The organism is Affinirhizobium capsici (assembly GCF_977018625.1).
In genome coordinates this window covers 785,954-804,552 of sequence record NZ_CDRNXD010000004.1, presented here as the reverse complement: position 1 = coordinate 804,552, position 18,599 = coordinate 785,954, and the positions used below count along the sequence as shown (strand labels likewise).

Below are 18,599 nucleotides of genomic sequence, written 5' to 3'. Positions count from 1 at the left end.
GAAGCTAAAGCGTCAAAAACTTTCCTTGAGCCACTGCCCAACCCGGGCAATTCGGCCACTCCCGCCACCTATGGCGGATAACAGACCGTTTTGGCCTGCATGTGTTTCCATATCCGCAACCTGCGGATAAATCAGAAGCCCTACCGCTGTCGAAAATGCCGGCCCCTTTGCAGCAGTCGGCAAACCGGAAACCCCCATGGGGCGACCAATGCGGACATTGCGGGCAAGAATACGGCGAGCCGTCTCTGGCAGGCCAGTCAACTGGCTTGCACCGCCTGTAAGCACCACGCGCTTCCCAACGATGGGGCTGAAACCTGATTTCTGGATACGATCACGAATCAGTTCCAGTGTCTCTTCCAGCCGGGCTCGGACGATTCGGGTGACAAGGGCACGCGGAACCTGAGTCGGCTGGTCGCGATCGTCTTCACCAATCGGAGGCACGGAAATGAGATCGCGCTCATCGGCTGCGGATGCGATTGCAGAACCGTGCACTACCTTGAGCCGCTCCGCGTCTTCGATTCGGGTGGACAAACCGCGCGCCAAGTCAGTGGTTACGTGATGGCCGCCGATTCCAATAGCATCGGTGTGAACGAGCTTGCCTTCTGCAAAGACGGAAATCGTCGTGGTGCCGCCACCCATGTCGATGGCAGCGCAGCCCAATTCCACTTCATCATCCACCAAAGCCGCAAGTCCGCTGGCATAGGGTGTGGCAACAAGGCCTTCGACAGAGAGGTGGGCGCGGTTGACGCACAGTTCGATATTCTTCAGCGCCGCGCGTTCTGCCGTCACAACATGCATGTCCACGCCCAGCAAATCACCATACATGGCGAGGGGATCACGAATGCCCTGCTCACCATCCAGCGAAAAGCCCGTCGGCAGGGAATGCAAAACGGCGCGATCCTGACGCAGAGACTGCTGGCTGGCCGCGACAAGCACCTTGCGAAGATCCGAACCCACGACTTCCTGTCCGCCCAGATCAATGCTCGCCGTATAGACATCGCTGGTCAAACGACCGGCAGAAATATTGACGATCAAGCTGTCGACGGTCAGGCCCGCCATGCGCTCTGCTGCGTCGACAGCAAGACGAACAACGCTTTCGACAGCATCGAGGTCCGATACGACGCCCGACTTCACGCCACGCGAACGTTGATGGCCGAGACCGATGATTTCGATGCTGTGGGTGCGGTTCGGCAGGATTTCGCTCTCCTCGCGCGGCGTCAGCCTTGCGATCATGCAAACGACCTTGCTTGAACCAATGTCCAGCACTGAAACGACATGAGACCGCTTGGAAGAAAGCGGCTTCAAGCGCGGCAGACCCAATCCGGAAGAACCGAACAAACTCACGTCTGACCTCCAGCCTTTTTCAATGCCTTTGCCCTTGCAACCAGCGCATCAGCGCGGCGCGCTGCGGCACCTTCCGTCAGGCGAACGGTGGTGCGATCCGCCAAACGCAGATCGATGGCAGCGATATCTCGCTCCAGCACACCCTGCGTCGTTTCGTATTTCGTCAAGAACGCGAGCGCCTCTTCAACGCCTTCTTCCGGCAGCTTGATGACGACGCCATTGTTGAGATGAAGGTCCCAACGACGACCGGCCACACGAACATAAGCCCGCACACGCGAGCGGATATCCGGCCACTTCGCCAGCTCTTCCTGGAAGTCTTCTGCAGCCGCTTCCGCGCCGCGCCCTACAAAAAGCGGCAGCGAAGCAAACTTGTTGTCACGCAGCGGCGCGATGATGCTGCCGTTCTTTTCAATCAGAGAAAGATCGGCACCATGCTGCCAGATCCCGAAAGCCTCACGCTCCTTCAGCGTGACCTCGATGGTCTTGGGGTAGACCTTGCGAACTTCCGCATACTCGACCCAAGGCAGCTTGGAGAGCTTCTGGCGGGCCGCATCCACATCCATAGCCACAAGCGAAGTCGTGCCATCAAGGCCGAGCAGTTGCAGGATATCGATCTCGGATGTTTCCACATTACCCGAAACGCGCACGTTTTCGATGGCAAAACCGGCAGCGGCAGTTGTCGCCTGAGCGACATCGGCAGAGTGTCCACCCATCGACATGCCGTAAAGCCCGACAGCGCCGAAGAAAAGAAACACGGATACCGTGCCGGTATGACGGGGAACATTGATCCGCCCAGTGGCAAGGCTGACACAGAAGCGGACAATGCGGCGCATAGGGCGCGGAAGCACGATTCGCTCCTCGCCACCGAAGCCCGCACTGGATCGGCCAGCCTGCACAGATGCCTTTTTACCGTTTACCGAGAACACGAAGCGTCCTCCACCATCCAGCGGACGAGTTCACCGAAGCTGCGACCAGCATGCGCAGCCATTTCAGGCACCAGAGAGGTTGGCGTCATGCCTGGCTGCGTGTTGATTTCCAGCCAGATCAATTCACCTTCTTCGGAAACGGTATCGTCGAAGCGGAAGTCCGAGCGACTCACACCACGGCACCCCATCGCCTGATGCGCCTTAACTGCCAGTGTTTGAATTTTTTGGTAAATATTTGGTGAAATTTCCGCGGGAATGACATGTTTGGAGCCACCCGATGCGTACTTCGCATCATAATCGTAGAAGGCTCCAGAAAGCGGCACGATCTCGGTGACTCCAAGGGCGACACCATCCATAACGCCACAGGTCAGCTCCCGCCCAGCTATGTACCGCTCAACCATCACGCGGTCGCCATAGCGCCAGTCGGATGAACCGATAACCTGCGGAGGATGCGACTGCCCTTCACGCACGATGACCACGCCAAAGGAAGATCCTTCGCTCACCGGCTTCACGACGTATGGCGGCTCCATCGGATGCTTGTTACCGATCTCGAAACGATTGATTTCACGCCCCGCAGCAACTGGTATGCCCGCCGCCGCCGCGACCGATTTCGCGCGCATCTTGTCCATAGCGAGAGCTGAAGCCAGAATGCCGGAGTGGGTGTAAGGAATTCCGAGATATTCCAAAACGCCTTGGACCGCGCCATCCTCACCAAATGGACCGTGCAAAGCATTGAAAGCCACATCAGGGCGCAGATCAGCCAATACAGCAGAGATATCGCGTCCGACATCAACGCGGGTCACCCGGTACCCTTCCGCTTCAAGAGCGTCGGCACAGGCATTGCCGGAAGACAAGCTAACGGGACGCTCTGCGGCAAGACCACCCATCAGAACCGCCACATGCTTGCCACTCATTACAACACCTCTACCCTTAAAAGCCGCGCACTACGGCTCGAAACTTGCGCGAGACTGATTCCTCTCGCCGCTCCATTAGAGCGCCAATATGGTTAATGAATCGTTTACTTTCGTTAACAAACCGCGGGAAACCGTTGCACAACAGGCCGTTTAAGTGGGACAAAGACATACGGGAAAAATTAAACCATGGGCTTTCCCCCTTATGAAAATTGCCCTAAAGCGGCTCAAGGCCTTATATTAAGTTTGCCTTAGCAAGATATCGGACAAGAAAATGACCAACGCGATGCCCTCCGCGTCGCCGGCCCAGGAGCCGTTGAAGCCCGTTGCATTGAATTCTCCTGCACGAGTTCTCACAGCCAGTCTGGTCGGAACGACAATCGAATTCTTCGACTTTTATGTTTATGCCACGGCTGCGGTTTTGGTGTTCCCTACGCTATTCTTCCCGAATAGCGATCCCACAACAGCGCTTCTGGCTTCCTTCGCTACATTCTCGATTGCCTTCTTCGCGAGGCCTTTCGGTGCAATCGTCTTTGGACATTTCGGCGATAGGGTTGGGCGCAAAACGACGCTTGTTGCAGCCCTGCTGACCATGGGAATTTCAACCGTCATCATCGGTCTACTGCCATCTTATGAGCAGATCGGCGTCATCGCGCCCCTGCTGCTCGCGCTGTGCCGTTTCGGCCAGGGCTTTGGTCTCGGCGGCGAATGGGGCGGCGCGGTTCTTCTGGCGACAGAAAACGCACCTCCCGGCAAACGCAGCTGGTATGGCATGTTCCCGCAATTGGGAGCGCCCATCGGCCTCTTCCTCTCCTCCGGTATATTCTGGCTGCTTCTGCATGTGATTTCGCAAGAAGCATTGCTAAGCTGGGGTTGGCGCGTGCCTTTCCTCGCTTCCATCATTCTCATTGCCATCGGGCTTTGGGTTCGTCTATCGATCACCGAGACGCCTGCATTCCAGAAGGCTATCGAGAAGAAGGAACGCGTCGAAGTGCCCGTGGCGGAACTCTTCCGCAATCACAAGCGCAGCCTCGTTCTCGGTACCTTCGTTGCCCTTGCGACCTTCGTGCTTTTCTACATCGGCTCTGCCTACCTCCTCTCCTACAACGTCAAGGTCCTGAAAATCTCATTCATTGACGCCCTTGAAGTACAGCTTTTGGGATCGGTAGTATTCGGCCTGTTCATTCCGATTGCGGGCAAGCTGGCAGACCGGGTCGGTCGGCGTGAACTTCTCATTGCAGTCACCGTGATGATCGGTCTTTTCTCGTTCCTGCTGCCAAAGCTGATGACCAGTGGCGAAACGGCCATCTTTATCTTCTCAGCGTCGTCCATGGCCCTGATGGGATTGACCTATGGCTTGATTGGTACAGCTCTCGCCGCACCCTTCCCCACGGCTGTGCGCTACACTGGCTCTTCGATCACCTTTAATTTTGCAGGCATCTTTGGCGCGTCGCTTGCGCCTTATATCGCCACATGGCTGCAAGCCAGCTACGGCATGTTTTATGTAGGTTTGTATCTCGGCGTTTCGGCGGTGATCACGCTCATTTGCATTCTGCTGTCGGGCAAACACGAAGTCTGAGTTGAATCAGATTCTGAGCAACAAAAAAGCCCGCGAAGCCACTGGTTTCGCGGGCTTTTTTTAATGAATACGCGACCTATTTTCTGAGACCAATTCTTTGCTTGGCAGCAGTTCGTTCATTGAGAACAACAGCAGCCCGAGCACCAGCCACGATCAGTAGCGGCAAACTATAGAGAAAAAACAGTGTTGCTCCGTTCATGGCCTCACACCTCCGAGCGTCCGTCTTGCCAGTAAATGAAATAGCGCCGCTGCAAAAAGCCAAGTCAAAATCGAAAGTGCAACGGCAACGGAAATATTCCCATTGCCTGAAGAGAGCAAAGTTGCGGGGTGCGATGAACCCGGCGGCAGCACAAGCCGTGGAAACCTGTCCAAGCATTGGCCAAAAGCTTCGTACGTTCATCGTGAACGAGGCTCATGACCGCCCCGCTTCAATCTCACTCGTTCGTTGCGCCCTGAAATGGTCTGACCTCACGTCCTGGCATGAAAATGCCAAGCCGCTTGATTTCCCACTCCAGCTTTACGCCCGAATGTTCGAACACGCGCTGGCGCACAAGTTCGCCTAGATATTCGAGATCATAACCTGATGCATGGCCGATATTGATCATGAAATTGCAGTGCAGCGATGACATCTGTGCACCGCCATTCATCAACCCACGGCAACCTGCCTGATCGATCAGTTCCCAAGCGGAATGACCGGGAGGGTTCTTGAAGGTAGAGCCGCCTGTCTTTTCCTTCACTGGCTGCACCGTTTCGCGGTGATGGCGTACAGCGTCCATCTCGGTACGGATCTTTGCCTTTTCGTCCGCATAGCCCTCAAAAACGGCATGCGTGAAAATCAAATCGGAGGCAGCAGATGAATGACGGTAGGTGTAGCCCATATCAGCATTCGAGAGCACATGCTGGTTGCCCTTGCGGTCTACCGCGTGAACTTCGATAACGCGCGCAGCCGTTTCGCCGCCATTGGCGCCAGCATTCATGCGCAGTGCGCCACCGATCGAACCTGGAATGCCATAATAGAAGGCAAAGCCACCGATATTATGGTCCATAGCCATGGCTGCGATATGCTTGTCGGGGCAAATCGCGCCCGCGCGAATACGATTTTCACCTGCCAGTTCTACTTGGCCAAAGCCCTTGGCGGATAGGCGCAAAACAACGCCTGGAATGCCACCATCGCGCACGAGAAGGTTGGAGCCCACGCCCACAACCGTCAACGGCACCTCTTCCGGCAGCAGTTTCAGGAAGGTGATGAGGTCTTCCGTGTCATGCGGCTGGAACATCAACTCAGCAAGACCACCTGCCTGAAACCAGGTCACCCGGTCCATCGGTGCGTCCGGCGTTAGCCGGCCCCTCAACTCACTGACCCCCGGCCCCAGAGAGGCCAGAAGCTTTTCCCCATTCACCTGCTTCATCAAGATTGCCCCGAAATGCTTTCCAGTTCTTTGGGCAGGGTTGCTGCCCACTGCGTAATATTGCCAGCCCCCAGAAGAACCACGAAATCGCCCGGCTTTGCAATGCTGGAAATGATACCCGGCAATGCACTGGGCGCAGGCATGTAACGTGCATCTCTGTGGCCGCCTGCCCGGATACGTGACACGAGCGCTTCAGAATTGATGCCTTCAATCTCATCTTCACCTGCCGCATACACCGGGGCAAGAATGATGCTATCGGCATCGTTGAAACAGGTTACGAAATCCTCAAACAGGCTGGAGAGACGCGAATAGCGATGTGGCTGATGAACTGCAATGATCCGCCCTTGGCAGCTTTCACGAGCAGCTCTCAATACCGCTTTGATCTCGACAGGATGATGCCCGTAATCATCGAAGACCGAAACATCATTCCAGGTGCCGGTCAGGGTAAAGCGGCGCTTCACACCACCGAAGGCGGCAAGGCCCTTGCGAATATCGTCTTCGGAAATCCCAAGACGATTGGCCACAGCCACAGCCGCAGTTGCGTTAGAGATGTTGTGGCGGCCGGGCATCGGCAGGCTCAAATCCTTGAACTGAAACACGCGACCCGTGCGTCGACGGCGAATCTCCACATCGAAAATCGCTCGGGTGCCATCCATACGGATGTTGGAGAACCGCGCATCCGCCTGCGGGTTTTCGCCATAGGTGACGATCTTGCGATCCTCGATTTTCCCGACCAGCTGCTGCACCTCCGGGTGGTCAATGCAGAGTACGCCAAAGCCGTAGAAGGGAACGTTTTCGACAAACTGGCGGAACGCCGCGCGAACGGCATCAAAGCTGCCGTAATGATCCAGGTGTTCCGGATCGATATTTGTAACCACAGCCACATCGGCAGGCAGCTTCAGGAACGTGCCGTCTGATTCGTCCGCCTCAACAACCATCCATTCACCCTCGCCCATGCGGGCGTTGGTGCCATATGCGTTGATGATACCACCGTTGATAACAGTGGGATCGAGCCCGCCCGCCTCAAGCAAAGTGGCGACCATGGATGTCGTGGTTGTCTTTCCATGTGTGCCGCCGATGGCGATGGCATTGCGGAAGCGCATCAATTCCGCCAGCATTTCTGCACGACGAACAATAGGCAGCGATCTTTCGCGTGCGGCAATCAGCTCAGGATTATTTTTCTTAATGGCTGTCGACACAACCACCACTTCGGCATCACCCAAATTATCGGCCTGTTGACCAACAAACACGGGAATGCCCTTGTCACGCAAGCGCTGAACATTTGCGCTATCCGACTGATCGGAGCCCTGTACGCGATGGCCAAGGTTATGCAGCACTTCGGCAATGCCGCTCATGCCAATCCCGCCAATGCCAATGAAGTGGACGAGGCCAATTGCCTTCGGCATCTTCATGCACCTACTCCTTTATATGTCGCAATATCTTGTCTGCCTGCGATAGCGATGGTGAGGTCTGCAAGCAAGGCCGCAGCATTGGGATGCCCGGCCTGCCTCGCCGCTTGCGCCATTTTTTCCAGCCGATCAGGATCTTGCATTGCACTTGAGATGATCTTGGAGAGCTTTTCCGCCGAGAGTTCACTCTGTGGAACCACCTTCGCGCCGCCCGCTTTCACAAGCGCTTCCGCATTGGCAGCTTGATCGTGATCCAGCGCGTGAGGATATGGCACGAGCAGAGACGGTCGACCAATGACGGCAAGTTCAGAAACGGTTGAGGCTCCAGACCGGCTGATCACAAAATGCGCAGCACCAATCCTGGCAGCCATATCACCAAAGAAAGGCGATACATCCGCATCCATCTTCAGTTTCATCATGCAGGAGTCGACCTGTGCGCGATCATCGGGCCGGGCCTGCTGGGTCAAGCGCAAGCGATTACGCTCCTCATCGCTCAAGAGGGCGAGAGCAGTCGGAATTGCACCAGAGAAAAACTGCGCACCCTGACTGCCACCAAACACGACGAGGTTGAACGGCTCGTCCCCTCGCGAAGGCCGGTAAGGAATGTGTGATGCCTGCAGAACAGCCGGTCGCACCGGATTGCCGGTGATCACTGTCTTCGCGCTATATTTCCCGCCATCATCTGGCAGAAAGCCTCCTGCAATGGCCTGCACCCGATTGGCGAGCGCCTTGTTGGCACGACCCATGACAGCATTCTGCTCATGGATAAGCGAAGGAACGCCCATTCCCGTAGCGGCAAGCAGTGGCGGAATAGTGGGGTAGCCACCAAACCCAACCACTGCAGCAGGACGAACGCGCGAGAGCAGCTTACGTGCTGTGCGCATACCCCTCCAGAGCGTCAAGAGGGAGCGTGTGACCGCAATCGGGTTCTTTGATCCCAAAGTTGCACTCGGGACGACATGAATTTCATCGGCAGGAAAGGTACCAGCAAAGCGTTCAGCCCGCTTATCCGTGATCAGGTGAACCGACCAGCCCCTCGCCTTCAATTCGTGCCCAAGCGCTTCTGCCGGAAAGAGATGGCCGCCGGTACCACCGGCGACAAGCATGATAATGCCTTTGCTCATGATTTACTCCGCGGGAACGCCGTGTGAGACACGGAAGAGGCTACGCTCCTGCGCTCGCTTTTCAGGTCGATGGCGCGTCAAGGCCAGAATAAAACCTGCTGTGATGCAGATCGCAATCATGGAAGAGCCACCATAGGAAATCAGCGGCAGCGTCATGCCCTTTGCCGGCATCAATTCAAGATTAACACCGATATTGATCATCGACTGAATGCCGATTTGCAGCACCAGGCCTGCGACCGCAAAGCGGTTGAAATCATTCTTTTCGCGATAGGCGTGGCTGAGGCCTCGGATTACGATGAACGCGAAGATTGCGACCAACACCATGCAAAAGATGATGCCAAATTCCTCGGCAGCCACTGAGAAGATGAAGTCTGTATGACTGTCCGGGAGAATGCGCTTCACGATGCCTTCGCCCGGCCCCTGCCCGAACCAATCGCCGCGAATAATGGCCTCACGCGCCGTATCCACCTGGAAGGTATCGCCCTCACCCGTGATGAAGCGGTCGATTCGACCGGCAACGTGCGGGAAGATGTAATAGGCACTGACGAGGCCGCCCGCGCCCAACCCGCCGAGCACGATGATCCAGAGCCACGGCATTCCGGCCATGAAGAACATGGAACCCCACACTGCACTCGTAAGAATCGTCTGGCCCAAGTCTGGCTGAGCCACCAGAAGTGCAGCAACAATGCCGAACAGAATGATGGCAAACAGATTGCCCGGCACTTCTGGCTGGCGGGCATGCTCGGCAAACAACCAGGCGCACACCACAACAAAGGCAGGCTTCAGGAATTCTGATGGCTGGATGGAAAAGCTGCCGATGGAGAACCAGCGGCGCGAGCCCTTGATTTCAGCACCAAAAAACAGTGCGAGCACCATCATGACGATAGAGAGCGCCAAAAGGATGATAGCGGCCCGGCGCACCTGACGCGGCGTCAGGAAAGAAAGCCCGATCATCACAATGATCGAAGGGGCAAGGAAGACTGCATGACGCTCAACGAAGTGGAAGCTTGGCAAACCAATGCGCTCCGCCACCGGCGGCGATGCCGCAAAGGACAGCATAAAGCCAATGCCCATCAACAGGATGAACGTCGCCAGAAAGAAGCGATCAATCGTCCAGAACCAGTCTGCGAGTGCCCCTCGATCGGCGCGACTTACCATCTCACGTTCCCTTCTCCGGCTCGATCAGCATGGAAATGCCGCCGAGGTCTGCAACCAGGGAAACGAACTGATCGCCCCTGATCTCGAAATTTCTGAACTGATCGAAACTCGCGCAAGCTGGTGAGAGCATCACCGCGCATTCACCACCATCGCCCTCAGCATCCGTTGCCGCATGGGCAACAGCGCGATCCAGTGTGCCCGAGATTTCATAAGGGACTGCCTCACCAAGCGTTGAGGCGAATTCCGGCGCAGCTTCTCCGATCAGATAGGCTTTGACGATACGTGGGAAGAGTGGCGCGAGGCTTGCGATGCCTCCAGCTTTTGGCAAACCTCCAGCAATCCAGAAAATGCGTTCATAGCTGGAAAGCGCAGGTGCTGCCGCATCGGCATTGGTTGCCTTGGAATCGTTGACGAAAACCACTTTGCCTTTGCGGCCAACCGGCTGCATGCGATGCTTCAGGCCTGGGAAGCTTTTCAAGCCAGCGCGGATGTCATCAACGGAAACACCAACCGCAACACAGGCGGCAATGGCAGCCGCAGCGTTTTGCGCATTATGCGAGCCCTTCAGTGTTTCGATACCGAGCAACGTAAAAAGCGAAGAAACCTCCCCGTTATGCGCATGGGCAATATCGCTTCCGGCAAGATAATATCCATCCAAAACCGGCGTGCGTTTCGAGATGCGCTTGACCGAAACGCCTGCTCGCTCGATGCGGTCCGCGATAACGGTGGAATAGCTATCGTCCACGCCAACAATGGCCGTCCTGCTTCCAGCCACCAAACGCTCTTTCACATCGGCGTAGTGCTGCATCGTTCCATGACGATCCAGATGGTCTGGTGTCAGGTTCAACAAAATACCGGCGGTAGGATTGATGGTGGGTGCCAGGTCGATCTGGTAAGATGAGCACTCTACAACATAGAAGCGATCGTTGCGTGGCGGATCGAGCGTCAGAACCGCGGTGCCGATATTTCCGCCCAACTGTGTATCTCGACCGCTGGCGCTGAGAATATGAGCAATCAGCGCGGTCGTCGTAGATTTACCGTTGGTGCCGGTAATCGCAATGAACGGGCAATCTGGAGCATGGGCGCGACGCTCACGCACGAACAATTCCACATCACCGATGATTTCCACGCCCGCTGCCCGCGCAAGATCTGCACTCCAATGCGGCTTTGGGTGCGTCAAGGGAACGCCTGGCGCGAGCACAAGCGCTGCCTGTGCTGACCAATTAATGCTGCGCAAATCAGCCGTGTGCACACCGTCTGCCCGCGCCTTAACCACGCTATCTGGGTTATCGTCCCAAGCAGTGACATCTGCGCCACCCGCAACCAGTGCCTTGGCCGTAGCAAGTCCGGAGCCGCCGAGGCCAAAGAGAGCAACCTTTCGCCCCGCAAATGTCGTGACCGGTATCATGGCCTTACCGCAGTTTCAGGGTTGAGAGGCCAAGCATGGCGAGACCTACGGCAATAATCCAGAAGCGGATAACCACCTGGCTCTCCGTCCAACCCAGCTTTTCAAAATGGTGATGGATCGGCGCCATCAGGAAAACGCGGCGCCCGGTTAGCTTAAAGAAGCCAACCTGGATGATGACAGAGAGTGTTTCCATCACAAACAAGCCGCCGATGATGGCCATGACGATTTCATGCTTGGTGGCAACGGCAACCGAACCTATCAGGCCACCAAGGGCCAGCGATCCCGTGTCACCCATGAAGATGGCGGCTGGCGGTGCATTGAACCAGAGGAAGCCCAAACCTGCCCCGATGACCGCACCTAGGATAACAGCAAGTTCCCCGGTGCCGGGTACAAAATTGATCTGCAGATAATCGGCAAAAACGGCGTTACCAGCCAGATAAGCAATGATGCCGAAGGAGGCGGCTGCAATCATGACCGGCACGATGGCGAGGCCATCAAGGCCGTCCGTCAGGTTGACGGCATTGCCTGCCGCCACAATCACAAAACCACCAAACAGCACAAAGAAGATGCCGAGATTGAGCAGGACACTCTTGAAGAACGGGAAAGAAATCGATGTTCCGAGCAGTGAGCCATTCGGGCTATTGGCAACGGATGTTCGCATCATGAAATAGACAGCGATGCAAGCAATGACGAATTCGATACCAAGACGCGCCTTGCCTGAAAAACCCTTTTCCGTCTGCTTCGTCACCTTCAGATAATCGTCATAGAATCCGATGGCGCCAAAACCCAGTGTTACGAGCAACGTCGCGACAACATAAACGTTGGAAAGATCAGCCCAGAGCAGCGACCCGCCAACAATGCCCGCCAGAATCATCAAGCCACCCATGGTGGGCGTCCCGGCTTTCTTGAAATGGGTCTGTGGCCCATCAGCGCGGATTGGCTGCCCCTTGCCCTGGCGAATACGCAGCGACGCGATCATACGCGGGCCGAACAAGAAAACGATCAGGGCGGATGTGAACAGAGCAGCGCCTGTCCGGAACGTGATGTAGCGAAACAGATTGAAGATCTGAAAGCTGCTCGCGAGTTCCACAAGCCAAATCAGCATGGTTTGTCTTTCTGATGGAGGATCAAGTATGGCGCTCCCTGTCAGGCAAGGCCGGGTACTTGTCAATAAGCGCAGATATGATCTTGCCAAAACCGATGCCGAGAGAGGACTTCACCATCAGCACGTCGCCGGGAACAATTTGGCTCTGCACATAATCGATGAGTTCCGCAGTGGTAGCGCAATATCCCACATGGACGCTTTCCGGCAGGGCATCACGCAATGCCGCCATTTCCTGCCCGGCAAGCCAGACGTGAGCTATTCCAGCAGACAGTAGCGGGCCCGCCAGTTCTTCGTGAACCCGTTGGGAGAAAGCGCCCATCTCCAACATATCGCCCAGCACAGCTACACGCCGCCCTGCCCCTTCGGGCTCCGTCGAGGCCAATAGCGCGATGGCAGCACGCATGGAGGCTGGATTGGCATTATAACTTTCGTCGATGACCGTGAGGACGCCGTCACCAAATTGAAGCCGATGTTTCTCGCCTCTTCCCTTCACGGGCCGAAGAGAGGCCAGCGCCTCCCGCGCAGCATCCAGATTGGCTCCGAAAAGCGCAACTACGCCAAGGGCTGCCAGCGCATTTTCTGCAATGTGACGGCCCGGCGCGCCGATGTGAACCTCGGCCGTTTCACCATTCAGCACCGCCCAGATGGTAGAACCGTCAGCAGTGCCTTCGAAATCCGCCAGGCGAAAATCAGCCTTCGCATGCTGACCGAAGGTCAATACGTGCGGCAGGGCAAGGTCCTGCGCCACCCGCTCCAGGAAGCCATACTGCTTGTTATCTCGATTCAGGAGGGCCACACCATTTGGCTCAAGCCCTTCAAAAATCTCAGCCTTGGCAGCGGCGATTTCCTCCAGGCTGTTGAAATGCCCCAGATGAGCCGCCCCAATCGTGGTGATCACCGCCACCTGAGGCCGCACCATTTTCACCAGTGGCCTGATTTCATTGGGATGATTCATGCCGATTTCGAAGACACCGAAATCCGCATCTTCGGGCATGCGTGCAAGCGTGAGTGGCACGCCCCAGTGATTGTTGAAAGAGGCTACAGCGGCGTGCACCTTGCCGGAAGGCGCTAAAACCGAGCGCAGCATCTCCTTGGTTGTCGTTTTGCCGACAGAACCGGTAACCGCGACAATTTGCGCCCTGCTTCGGAGGCGAGAAGCAATCGCCAGTTTTTGAAGTGCAACAAGTACATCTTCCACAACGATAAGCGGCGTGGTGATGCGGCCCATGGCAGGTAGCTTGCCTTCCGCCACCACAAGAAGTGCCGCACCATTGGCAACCGCGATGGTCGCAAAATCGTGGCCATCAACTCGATCACCCTTGATGGCGAAGAATGCTTCGCCCGGAGCAATGCTTCGGCTATCGATGGAAATACCGGTTATGCCTTCCGGTAGCGAGCCAATGGGACGCCCCCCCATGGCGGCAATCATATCTGCCGTCGTCCACAACCAGCTCACTGCTTCAACTCCTCCAAAGCTTTGCGCACTTCCACATGATCGGAGAAGGGAAGCACAGTCGTGCCAATCGTTTGCCCCTCTTCATGCCCTTTGCCTGCCACGATCAACGTATCGCCAGCCTCCATCAAAGCTACAGCATGACGGATTGCCTTTGCCCGATCACCAATTTCGGTAGCGCCAGGCGCTGCAGCCATGATTTCAGCGCGAATCGTGGCGCTGTCCTCGGAGCGAGGATTATCGTCCGTGACGATGACCACATCAGAAAGCCGACTTGCGATTTCACCCATGATCGGACGCTTGCCCTTGTCGCGATCTCCGCCGCAGCCGAACACAACAATCACGCGGCCGGTCGTGAAGGGACGCACGGATGTGAGAACATGTTCAAGCGCTTCCGGCTTGTGGGCATAATCGACATAAGCAGGTGCGCCCTGCTTGGTCTGACCAACCAGTTCGAGCCGCCCTGAAGCACCGACGAGCCTTTCCAGCGCAGACATGGCAAGCTTCGGCGCAACACCGGTTGAGATAGCCAGGCCTGCTGCCACAAGGGCATTGGAAATCTGGAAATCACCCGCCAGCGGAATATGCACTTCGAAGATCTGGCCGTCGATATGGATTTCCGCCAATTGCTTATGCCGGAAATGCTCGACGCGCTTGAGGGTGAGGAACGATCCGGCACGACCTACGGTGCGCACATCATGCCCAGCCGCTTTTGCCGCATCCACAGCTTTAGTGGACCAAACATCATCCGAGAAAATCACCGCCGGACTGCCCTTCGGCAGCAGAGTATCGAACAGGCGCATTTTCGCGGCGAAATACTCATCCACTGTCGAGTGGTAATCCATGTGATCCCGACCGAGATTTGTGAATCCTGCAGCAGAAAGCTTCACGCCGTCCAAACGGCTTTGGTCGAGACCGTGACTTGAGGCTTCCATGGCAGCATGGGTCACGCCTTCTGCCGCCAATTCCGCAAGAAGCACGTGCAGCGCAACAGGATCAGGCGTGGTTAGAGAGCCGTAATCATTACGCTTGGGCGATATCACGCCCGTGGTGCCGATCTGAGCAGCGGCAAGCCCTGCATGCGCCCAAATCTGGCGTGTGAAAGAGGCAACTGAAGTTTTGCCAGCCGTGCCGGTGACAGCAATCATAGTTTCCGGCTGACCAGCATAAAAGCTTGCCGCTCCAAGAGACAGCGCGCGGCGTACATTTTCAACCCGGATCGTCGGAACTTGCGCCTCAATAGCCTCGGCGGAAACAATCGCAGAAGCGCCTCGCGCCACGGCATCCTGCGCAAATGCCGCTCCGTTTGCCTTGTTGCCAGCAATAGCGACAAAAATCATACCCGGCTTGATAGCACGGCTATCTGCGGAAATCCCTGTCACAACAATATTGCCAGCTTCACCGGTAAGGTCAGCAGCAGCCTCCGGGAATACCCCGGAGAAATCTCTCAGTTTCATCGCTACCCTCTCTGCGAGACGGCTTTTCATGAGCCGCGAATCGTCGCGCTCATTCATTATGGCCTAATAGGACACAAGCATGGCGGAGCCGTTTTCACCAAATCTTGGTTTTACACCGAGAATCGCAGCAGACCGGCTGATGATGTCCTTCACCATGGGCGCGGCGCTATTACCGGCCAGCACTGCGCGGTCCGTTTCGCTGCGCGGATCATCAATGAAAGTCAAAACAACAAATCGGGGCTTGTAGATCGGAAACGCAGCCAGAAAGGCGTTGAAGTTGTGATCGTGGTTATAGCGGCCATTGATGACTTTATCGGCGGTGCCGGTCTTGCCACCCACATCGAAACCTTCAACCAGCGCACTTTTGCCGGAACCCTGCGTACCATTCCACTCGAAGAGCCAACGCATGTTGTCACTCGTGGTCTTCTTGATCACGGTCGTCGCCGCCAAATCCGAATCTTCGCGAGAACGCGGCAGGAAGGTGGGTTCAATCAGCCGCCCGCCATTGACCAGTGCAGCACCTGCAACCGCTGTCTGCAGCGGCGTGGTTGACACACCATGGCCGAAGGAAATCGTGATCGAGTTGATCTTCTTCCAGGTACGAGGCTGGGAGGGTGTCGCAACCTCCGGAAGCTCCGTCTTCATCTTGCTCAAGAGACCGAGCCTCGTGAGAAACTCCTTGTGGCCTTCAATTCCCACCGCATCTGCCATCTTGGCAGTACCGATGTTGGAGGAATACTGGAACACTTCCGGCATGGTCAGGAAGCGGCCCTTGCCGTGGAAGTCCTTGATGGTAAAGCCACCGATGCGAATAGGATAGCGGGCATCGAAGCTATCATTCATCGAGAATTTGCCGGAATCGAGCGCCATGGCCAGCGAGAAGGATTTGAAGGTCGATCCCATTTCGAACGTGCCGTTCGACATGCGGTTCAACCAGCCTTCCTCACCACCTGCAGCCGGATCGTTCGGGTCAAAGTCCGGCGCGGAAGCCATGGCGAGAACTTCGCCAGTATTAGCGTCCAGGACAACGCCGCCAGCACCCTTGGCACGGAATTTCTGGATGGCCGACATGAGCACATCACGCAAAATGGCCTGCACCCGCACATCGATGGAAAGGCGAACAGGTTCCAGCGGCTGATCGCTGGTCATGCCAACGGCTGCCAGATCAGCCAGACCCTGGGTGTCGATATACCGCTCCATCCCCGCAACGCCGCGGTTATCAATGTTGACGTAACCGACAATGTGCGCTGCGGTCGCACCACCTGGATAAAATCGGCGTTTTTCTGGACGGAAACCAATGCCGGGAATGCCTAGCGCCAGGATTTCGCTCTGTTGCTTTGGCGTCAGCTGACGGCGCAACCACTGGAATCGGGAGCTGGACGAGAGCTTATGGTAGATCTGCTTGGAATCAATGTCAGGCAGGACGGTACGCAGCTTTTCGATCACCTCATCGGGATCGACGATCTTGTGGGGCTCGGCAAACAGCGAGACAGTGCGAATATCGGTCGCCAACACTTCGCCATTGCGATCAAGAATGTCTGGCCTCGAGGCCATCAAACGATCGGCAGGCATGATGCTGGAGGTCGCTTCCGGCTCGCGCATGGCGTACATGGCAAGACGCGTGCCAATAACACCGTAAAAACCGATGAAGCAGGCGATGATGATTGCAACGCGGTTACGCGCCTGTGAGGATTTGCGCTTGCGAGAACCTTCGAACTTCCCGGAGGAGGATCCGGGACGTTTGGAGCCGGCGGAAAAGTGAGCCCGGCTTTTCAAGACCATAACACGGGAAAGAAAAGCCATCAGTCGTCCACCGATCCGGTTGAAATCACGTCAACTTTGGTTTTTCCCCGCGCCTGAGGCACTGGGATTTTCGCTTTTGGCGGCTTTGCCTTGGCGGCATCGACACCCTTCAGGGCCGCTGCAACTTCCGGGTCCACCTCAGCAATCAGCTGTTCGATGGTGGTTTCAGGCTGCGGCAATTGCGCCTTGAACATCGGCAGTTCCTGCGGCAGGGCCAGCTGCGTCGGCTGCGTGGACTGCAACTCAAGCTCTGCCTGATATTGTCCGATCAGACGATGCAAACGGTTTGGCTGTGTCAGCAAGGCCCAGTCCGCTTTCAAAAGATCAATGGTATCGCGCTCCAGCTTGATCTCCGATTCCAGCCGGCGAACCTCCTCCAATTTCAAATCAGCCTTGTGCTTGATCGTGTAGGTCACAACGGCAGTCGCCGTCATGACACCGATCAAAACCAGATCGAAGCTCCGCAGCATGTTCAGGCTCCCATCTTTTCCAGGCTTGCCAAATCAGGCAGATCGAAAATCGAATAGTCCGACGCGCCCACCGGAGCAGCCGTTCTAAATGCAGCACGTAGCTTGGCAGACCTTGCGCGAGGGTTGATACGCGCTTCGTCATCGGTCGCGGCCAGCAATCCTTTGCCAATTGGCTCAAAAATACTTGGTTTATCCTCCACCATGGGCAGGTGGCGCGAACCGCTGGCCTTGCCGGAACGATCAGAGAGGAAGCGCTTCACCAGCCGATCTTCCAGGGAATGGAAGCTGACGACGACCAGACGCCCACCGGGCTTTAGTGCCCGCTCTGCCGCAAAAAGCGCATGTGAAAGCTCGCCCAATTCGTCATTCACGAAAATGCGCAAGCCCTGAAATACGCGGGTGGCCGGATGAATTTTATCCTTGGCCTTACGCGGATTGACGCTTTCGATCAGATTAGCAAGGTCACGGGTGGTGACAAAAGGTTCCGCAGCACGACGCTTTTCGATTGCACGCGCAATGCGTCCTGCCTGCTTTTCTTCACCAAGAAATCCGAATATTCGCGCAAGGTCGCCCGCCTTGGCCCGATTGACAACATCGGCCGCCGAAACGCCCGACGAGGACATGCGCATATCGAGAGGACCATTCCTCTGGAACGAGAAGCCACGCTCTGCCTCATCGATCTGCATGGATGACACGCCGATATCCAGGACCACACCATCCAGCCCCTCAGACGGCGCATGGTCCGCAAGTTGCGAAAAGCGGGACGGGATAAGCTTCAATCGTCCTGAAAACTCGGCCACCATAGGCTGACCCGCGGCGATCGCATTCGGATCACGATCAAGCGCAATGACGTTGGCACCTGCATTGAGAATGGCGCGCGTATATCCGCCAGCGCCGAATGTGCCATCGAGAATGGTTTTTCCAGGCGCCGGAGACAATGTCTCCAGCACCTCGTTCAGCATGACTGGAATGTGGCGCATCGGTCCGCCATCGGCCTCGGAATTTCCGTCGCCAACAAGATTCGCCGCCATTCCGGTCCCCTG

15 protein-coding genes are annotated in these 18,599 nt (G+C 56.4%); 1 reads left to right on the top strand and 14 read right to left on the bottom strand.

Annotation, left to right across the window (positions count from 1 at the left end; translation table 11 throughout):
• Positions 1 to 12: 12 nt before the first annotated feature.
• The 3 genes from ftsA to AC0JZ1_RS07245 are packed head-to-tail and all read right to left on the bottom strand — an operon-like array spanning position 13 to position 3,184.
• Complete coding sequence (ftsA, locus tag AC0JZ1_RS07255) at positions 13 to 1,344, bottom strand: cell division protein FtsA (RefSeq protein WP_471881745.1); 1,332 nt, start codon at positions 1,342 to 1,344, stop codon at positions 13 to 15.
• A complete protein-coding gene (locus AC0JZ1_RS07250; RefSeq protein WP_471883377.1) occupies positions 1,341 to 2,240 on the bottom strand; it encodes a cell division protein FtsQ/DivIB in 900 nt (299 codons plus the stop codon). Before AC0JZ1_RS07250 ends, ftsA begins: the two co-directional genes overlap by 4 nt.
• Positions 2,241 to 2,257: 17 nt before the next feature.
• Positions 2,258 to 3,184, bottom strand: a complete 927-nt coding sequence (locus AC0JZ1_RS07245; protein WP_471881744.1) for a D-alanine--D-alanine ligase — start codon at positions 3,182 to 3,184, stop codon at positions 2,258 to 2,260.
• Positions 3,185 to 3,455: 271 nt separating this feature from the next.
• Here AC0JZ1_RS07245 and AC0JZ1_RS07240 point away from each other — a divergent pair, with 271 nt between their 5' ends.
• Complete coding sequence (locus tag AC0JZ1_RS07240) at positions 3,456 to 4,760, top strand: MFS transporter (RefSeq protein WP_471881743.1); 1,305 nt, start codon at positions 3,456 to 3,458, stop codon at positions 4,758 to 4,760.
• A 434-nt stretch (positions 4,761 to 5,194) separates the two neighbouring features.
• Here the strand turns inward: AC0JZ1_RS07240 and murB are convergent, their stop codons facing one another.
• Genes murB through rsmH form a run of 11 tightly spaced genes read right to left on the bottom strand, consistent with a single transcriptional unit; the run spans position 5,195 to position 18,587 of the window.
• On the bottom strand, positions 5,195 to 6,169 hold the full coding sequence (gene murB, locus AC0JZ1_RS07235) for a UDP-N-acetylmuramate dehydrogenase (protein ID WP_471881742.1): 975 nt from the start codon (positions 6,167 to 6,169) through the stop codon (positions 5,195 to 5,197).
• Positions 6,169 to 7,581, bottom strand: coding sequence for a UDP-N-acetylmuramate--L-alanine ligase (murC, locus tag AC0JZ1_RS07230; protein ID WP_471881741.1), 1,413 nt, complete (start codon positions 7,579 to 7,581; stop codon positions 6,169 to 6,171). The genes murB and murC overlap by 1 nt, the downstream gene beginning before the upstream one ends.
• Complete coding sequence (gene murG / locus AC0JZ1_RS07225) at positions 7,578 to 8,702, bottom strand: undecaprenyldiphospho-muramoylpentapeptide beta-N-acetylglucosaminyltransferase (RefSeq protein WP_471881740.1); 1,125 nt, start codon at positions 8,700 to 8,702, stop codon at positions 7,578 to 7,580. The genes murC and murG overlap by 4 nt, the downstream gene beginning before the upstream one ends.
• Before the next feature lie 3 nt (positions 8,703 to 8,705).
• On the bottom strand, positions 8,706 to 9,860 hold the full coding sequence (gene ftsW, locus AC0JZ1_RS07220; protein WP_471881739.1) for a putative lipid II flippase FtsW: 1,155 nt from the start codon (positions 9,858 to 9,860) through the stop codon (positions 8,706 to 8,708).
• A gap of 1 nt (position 9,861) precedes the next feature.
• Complete coding sequence (gene murD, locus AC0JZ1_RS07215) at positions 9,862 to 11,268, bottom strand: UDP-N-acetylmuramoyl-L-alanine--D-glutamate ligase (protein WP_471881738.1); 1,407 nt, start codon at positions 11,266 to 11,268, stop codon at positions 9,862 to 9,864.
• Positions 11,269 to 11,272: 4 nt separating this feature from the next.
• On the bottom strand, positions 11,273 to 12,373 hold the full coding sequence (gene mraY / locus AC0JZ1_RS07210; protein ID WP_471881737.1) for a phospho-N-acetylmuramoyl-pentapeptide-transferase: 1,101 nt from the start codon (positions 12,371 to 12,373) through the stop codon (positions 11,273 to 11,275).
• 22 nt (positions 12,374 to 12,395) lie between these two features.
• Entirely contained in the window at positions 12,396 to 13,829 is a 1,434-nt protein-coding gene (locus AC0JZ1_RS07205) for a UDP-N-acetylmuramoylalanyl-D-glutamyl-2,6-diaminopimelate--D-alanyl-D-alanine ligase (RefSeq protein WP_471881736.1), read from the bottom strand.
• Positions 13,826 to 15,340: a UDP-N-acetylmuramoyl-L-alanyl-D-glutamate--2,6-diaminopimelate ligase gene (locus tag AC0JZ1_RS07200; protein ID WP_471881735.1), complete on the bottom strand. Its 1,515-nt coding sequence runs from the start codon at positions 15,338 to 15,340 to the stop codon at positions 13,826 to 13,828. Before AC0JZ1_RS07200 ends, AC0JZ1_RS07205 begins: the two co-directional genes overlap by 4 nt.
• A gap of 6 nt (positions 15,341 to 15,346) precedes the next feature.
• Positions 15,347 to 17,086, bottom strand: a complete 1,740-nt coding sequence (locus AC0JZ1_RS07195) for a peptidoglycan D,D-transpeptidase FtsI family protein (RefSeq protein WP_471881734.1) — start codon at positions 17,084 to 17,086, stop codon at positions 15,347 to 15,349.
• Complete coding sequence (gene ftsL, locus AC0JZ1_RS07190) at positions 17,086 to 17,556, bottom strand: cell division protein FtsL (protein ID WP_471881733.1); 471 nt, start codon at positions 17,554 to 17,556, stop codon at positions 17,086 to 17,088. Before ftsL ends, AC0JZ1_RS07195 begins: the two co-directional genes overlap by 1 nt.
• 2 nt (positions 17,557 to 17,558) lie before the next feature.
• A complete protein-coding gene (rsmH, locus tag AC0JZ1_RS07185; protein WP_471881732.1) occupies positions 17,559 to 18,587 on the bottom strand; it encodes a 16S rRNA (cytosine(1402)-N(4))-methyltransferase RsmH in 1,029 nt (342 codons plus the stop codon).
• Between the last annotated feature and the right edge of the window lie 12 nt (positions 18,588 to 18,599).

What these genes read in the sequence shown, in the direction of transcription:
- AC0JZ1_RS07245 (WP_471881744.1), bottom strand. Translation starts at nt 3,184, where the DNA reads ATGAGTGGCAAGCATGTGGCGGTTCTGATGGGTGGTCTTGCCGCAGAG.
- AC0JZ1_RS07240 (WP_471881743.1), top strand. Translation starts at nt 3,456, where the DNA reads ATGACCAACGCGATGCCCTCCGCGTCGCCGGCCCAGGAGCCGTTGAAG.
- murB (WP_471881742.1), bottom strand. Translation starts at nt 6,169, where the DNA reads ATGAAGCAGGTGAATGGGGAAAAGCTTCTGGCCTCTCTGGGGCCGGGG.
- murC (WP_471881741.1), bottom strand. Translation starts at nt 7,581, where the DNA reads ATGAAGATGCCGAAGGCAATTGGCCTCGTCCACTTCATTGGCATTGGC.
- murG (WP_471881740.1), bottom strand. Translation starts at nt 8,702, where the DNA reads ATGAGCAAAGGCATTATCATGCTTGTCGCCGGTGGTACCGGCGGCCAT.
- ftsW (WP_471881739.1), bottom strand. Translation starts at nt 9,860, where the DNA reads ATGGTAAGTCGCGCCGATCGAGGGGCACTCGCAGACTGGTTCTGGACG.
- murD (WP_471881738.1), bottom strand. Translation starts at nt 11,268, where the DNA reads ATGATACCGGTCACGACATTTGCGGGGCGAAAGGTTGCTCTCTTTGGC.
- mraY (WP_471881737.1), bottom strand. Translation starts at nt 12,373, where the DNA reads ATGCTGATTTGGCTTGTGGAACTCGCGAGCAGCTTTCAGATCTTCAAT.
- AC0JZ1_RS07200 (WP_471881735.1), bottom strand. Translation starts at nt 15,340, where the DNA reads ATGAATGAGCGCGACGATTCGCGGCTCATGAAAAGCCGTCTCGCAGAG.
- AC0JZ1_RS07195 (WP_471881734.1), bottom strand. Translation starts at nt 17,086, where the DNA reads ATGGCTTTTCTTTCCCGTGTTATGGTCTTGAAAAGCCGGGCTCACTTT.
- ftsL (WP_471881733.1), bottom strand. Translation starts at nt 17,556, where the DNA reads ATGCTGCGGAGCTTCGATCTGGTTTTGATCGGTGTCATGACGGCGACT.
- rsmH (WP_471881732.1), bottom strand. Translation starts at nt 18,587, where the DNA reads ATGGCGGCGAATCTTGTTGGCGACGGAAATTCCGAGGCCGATGGCGGA.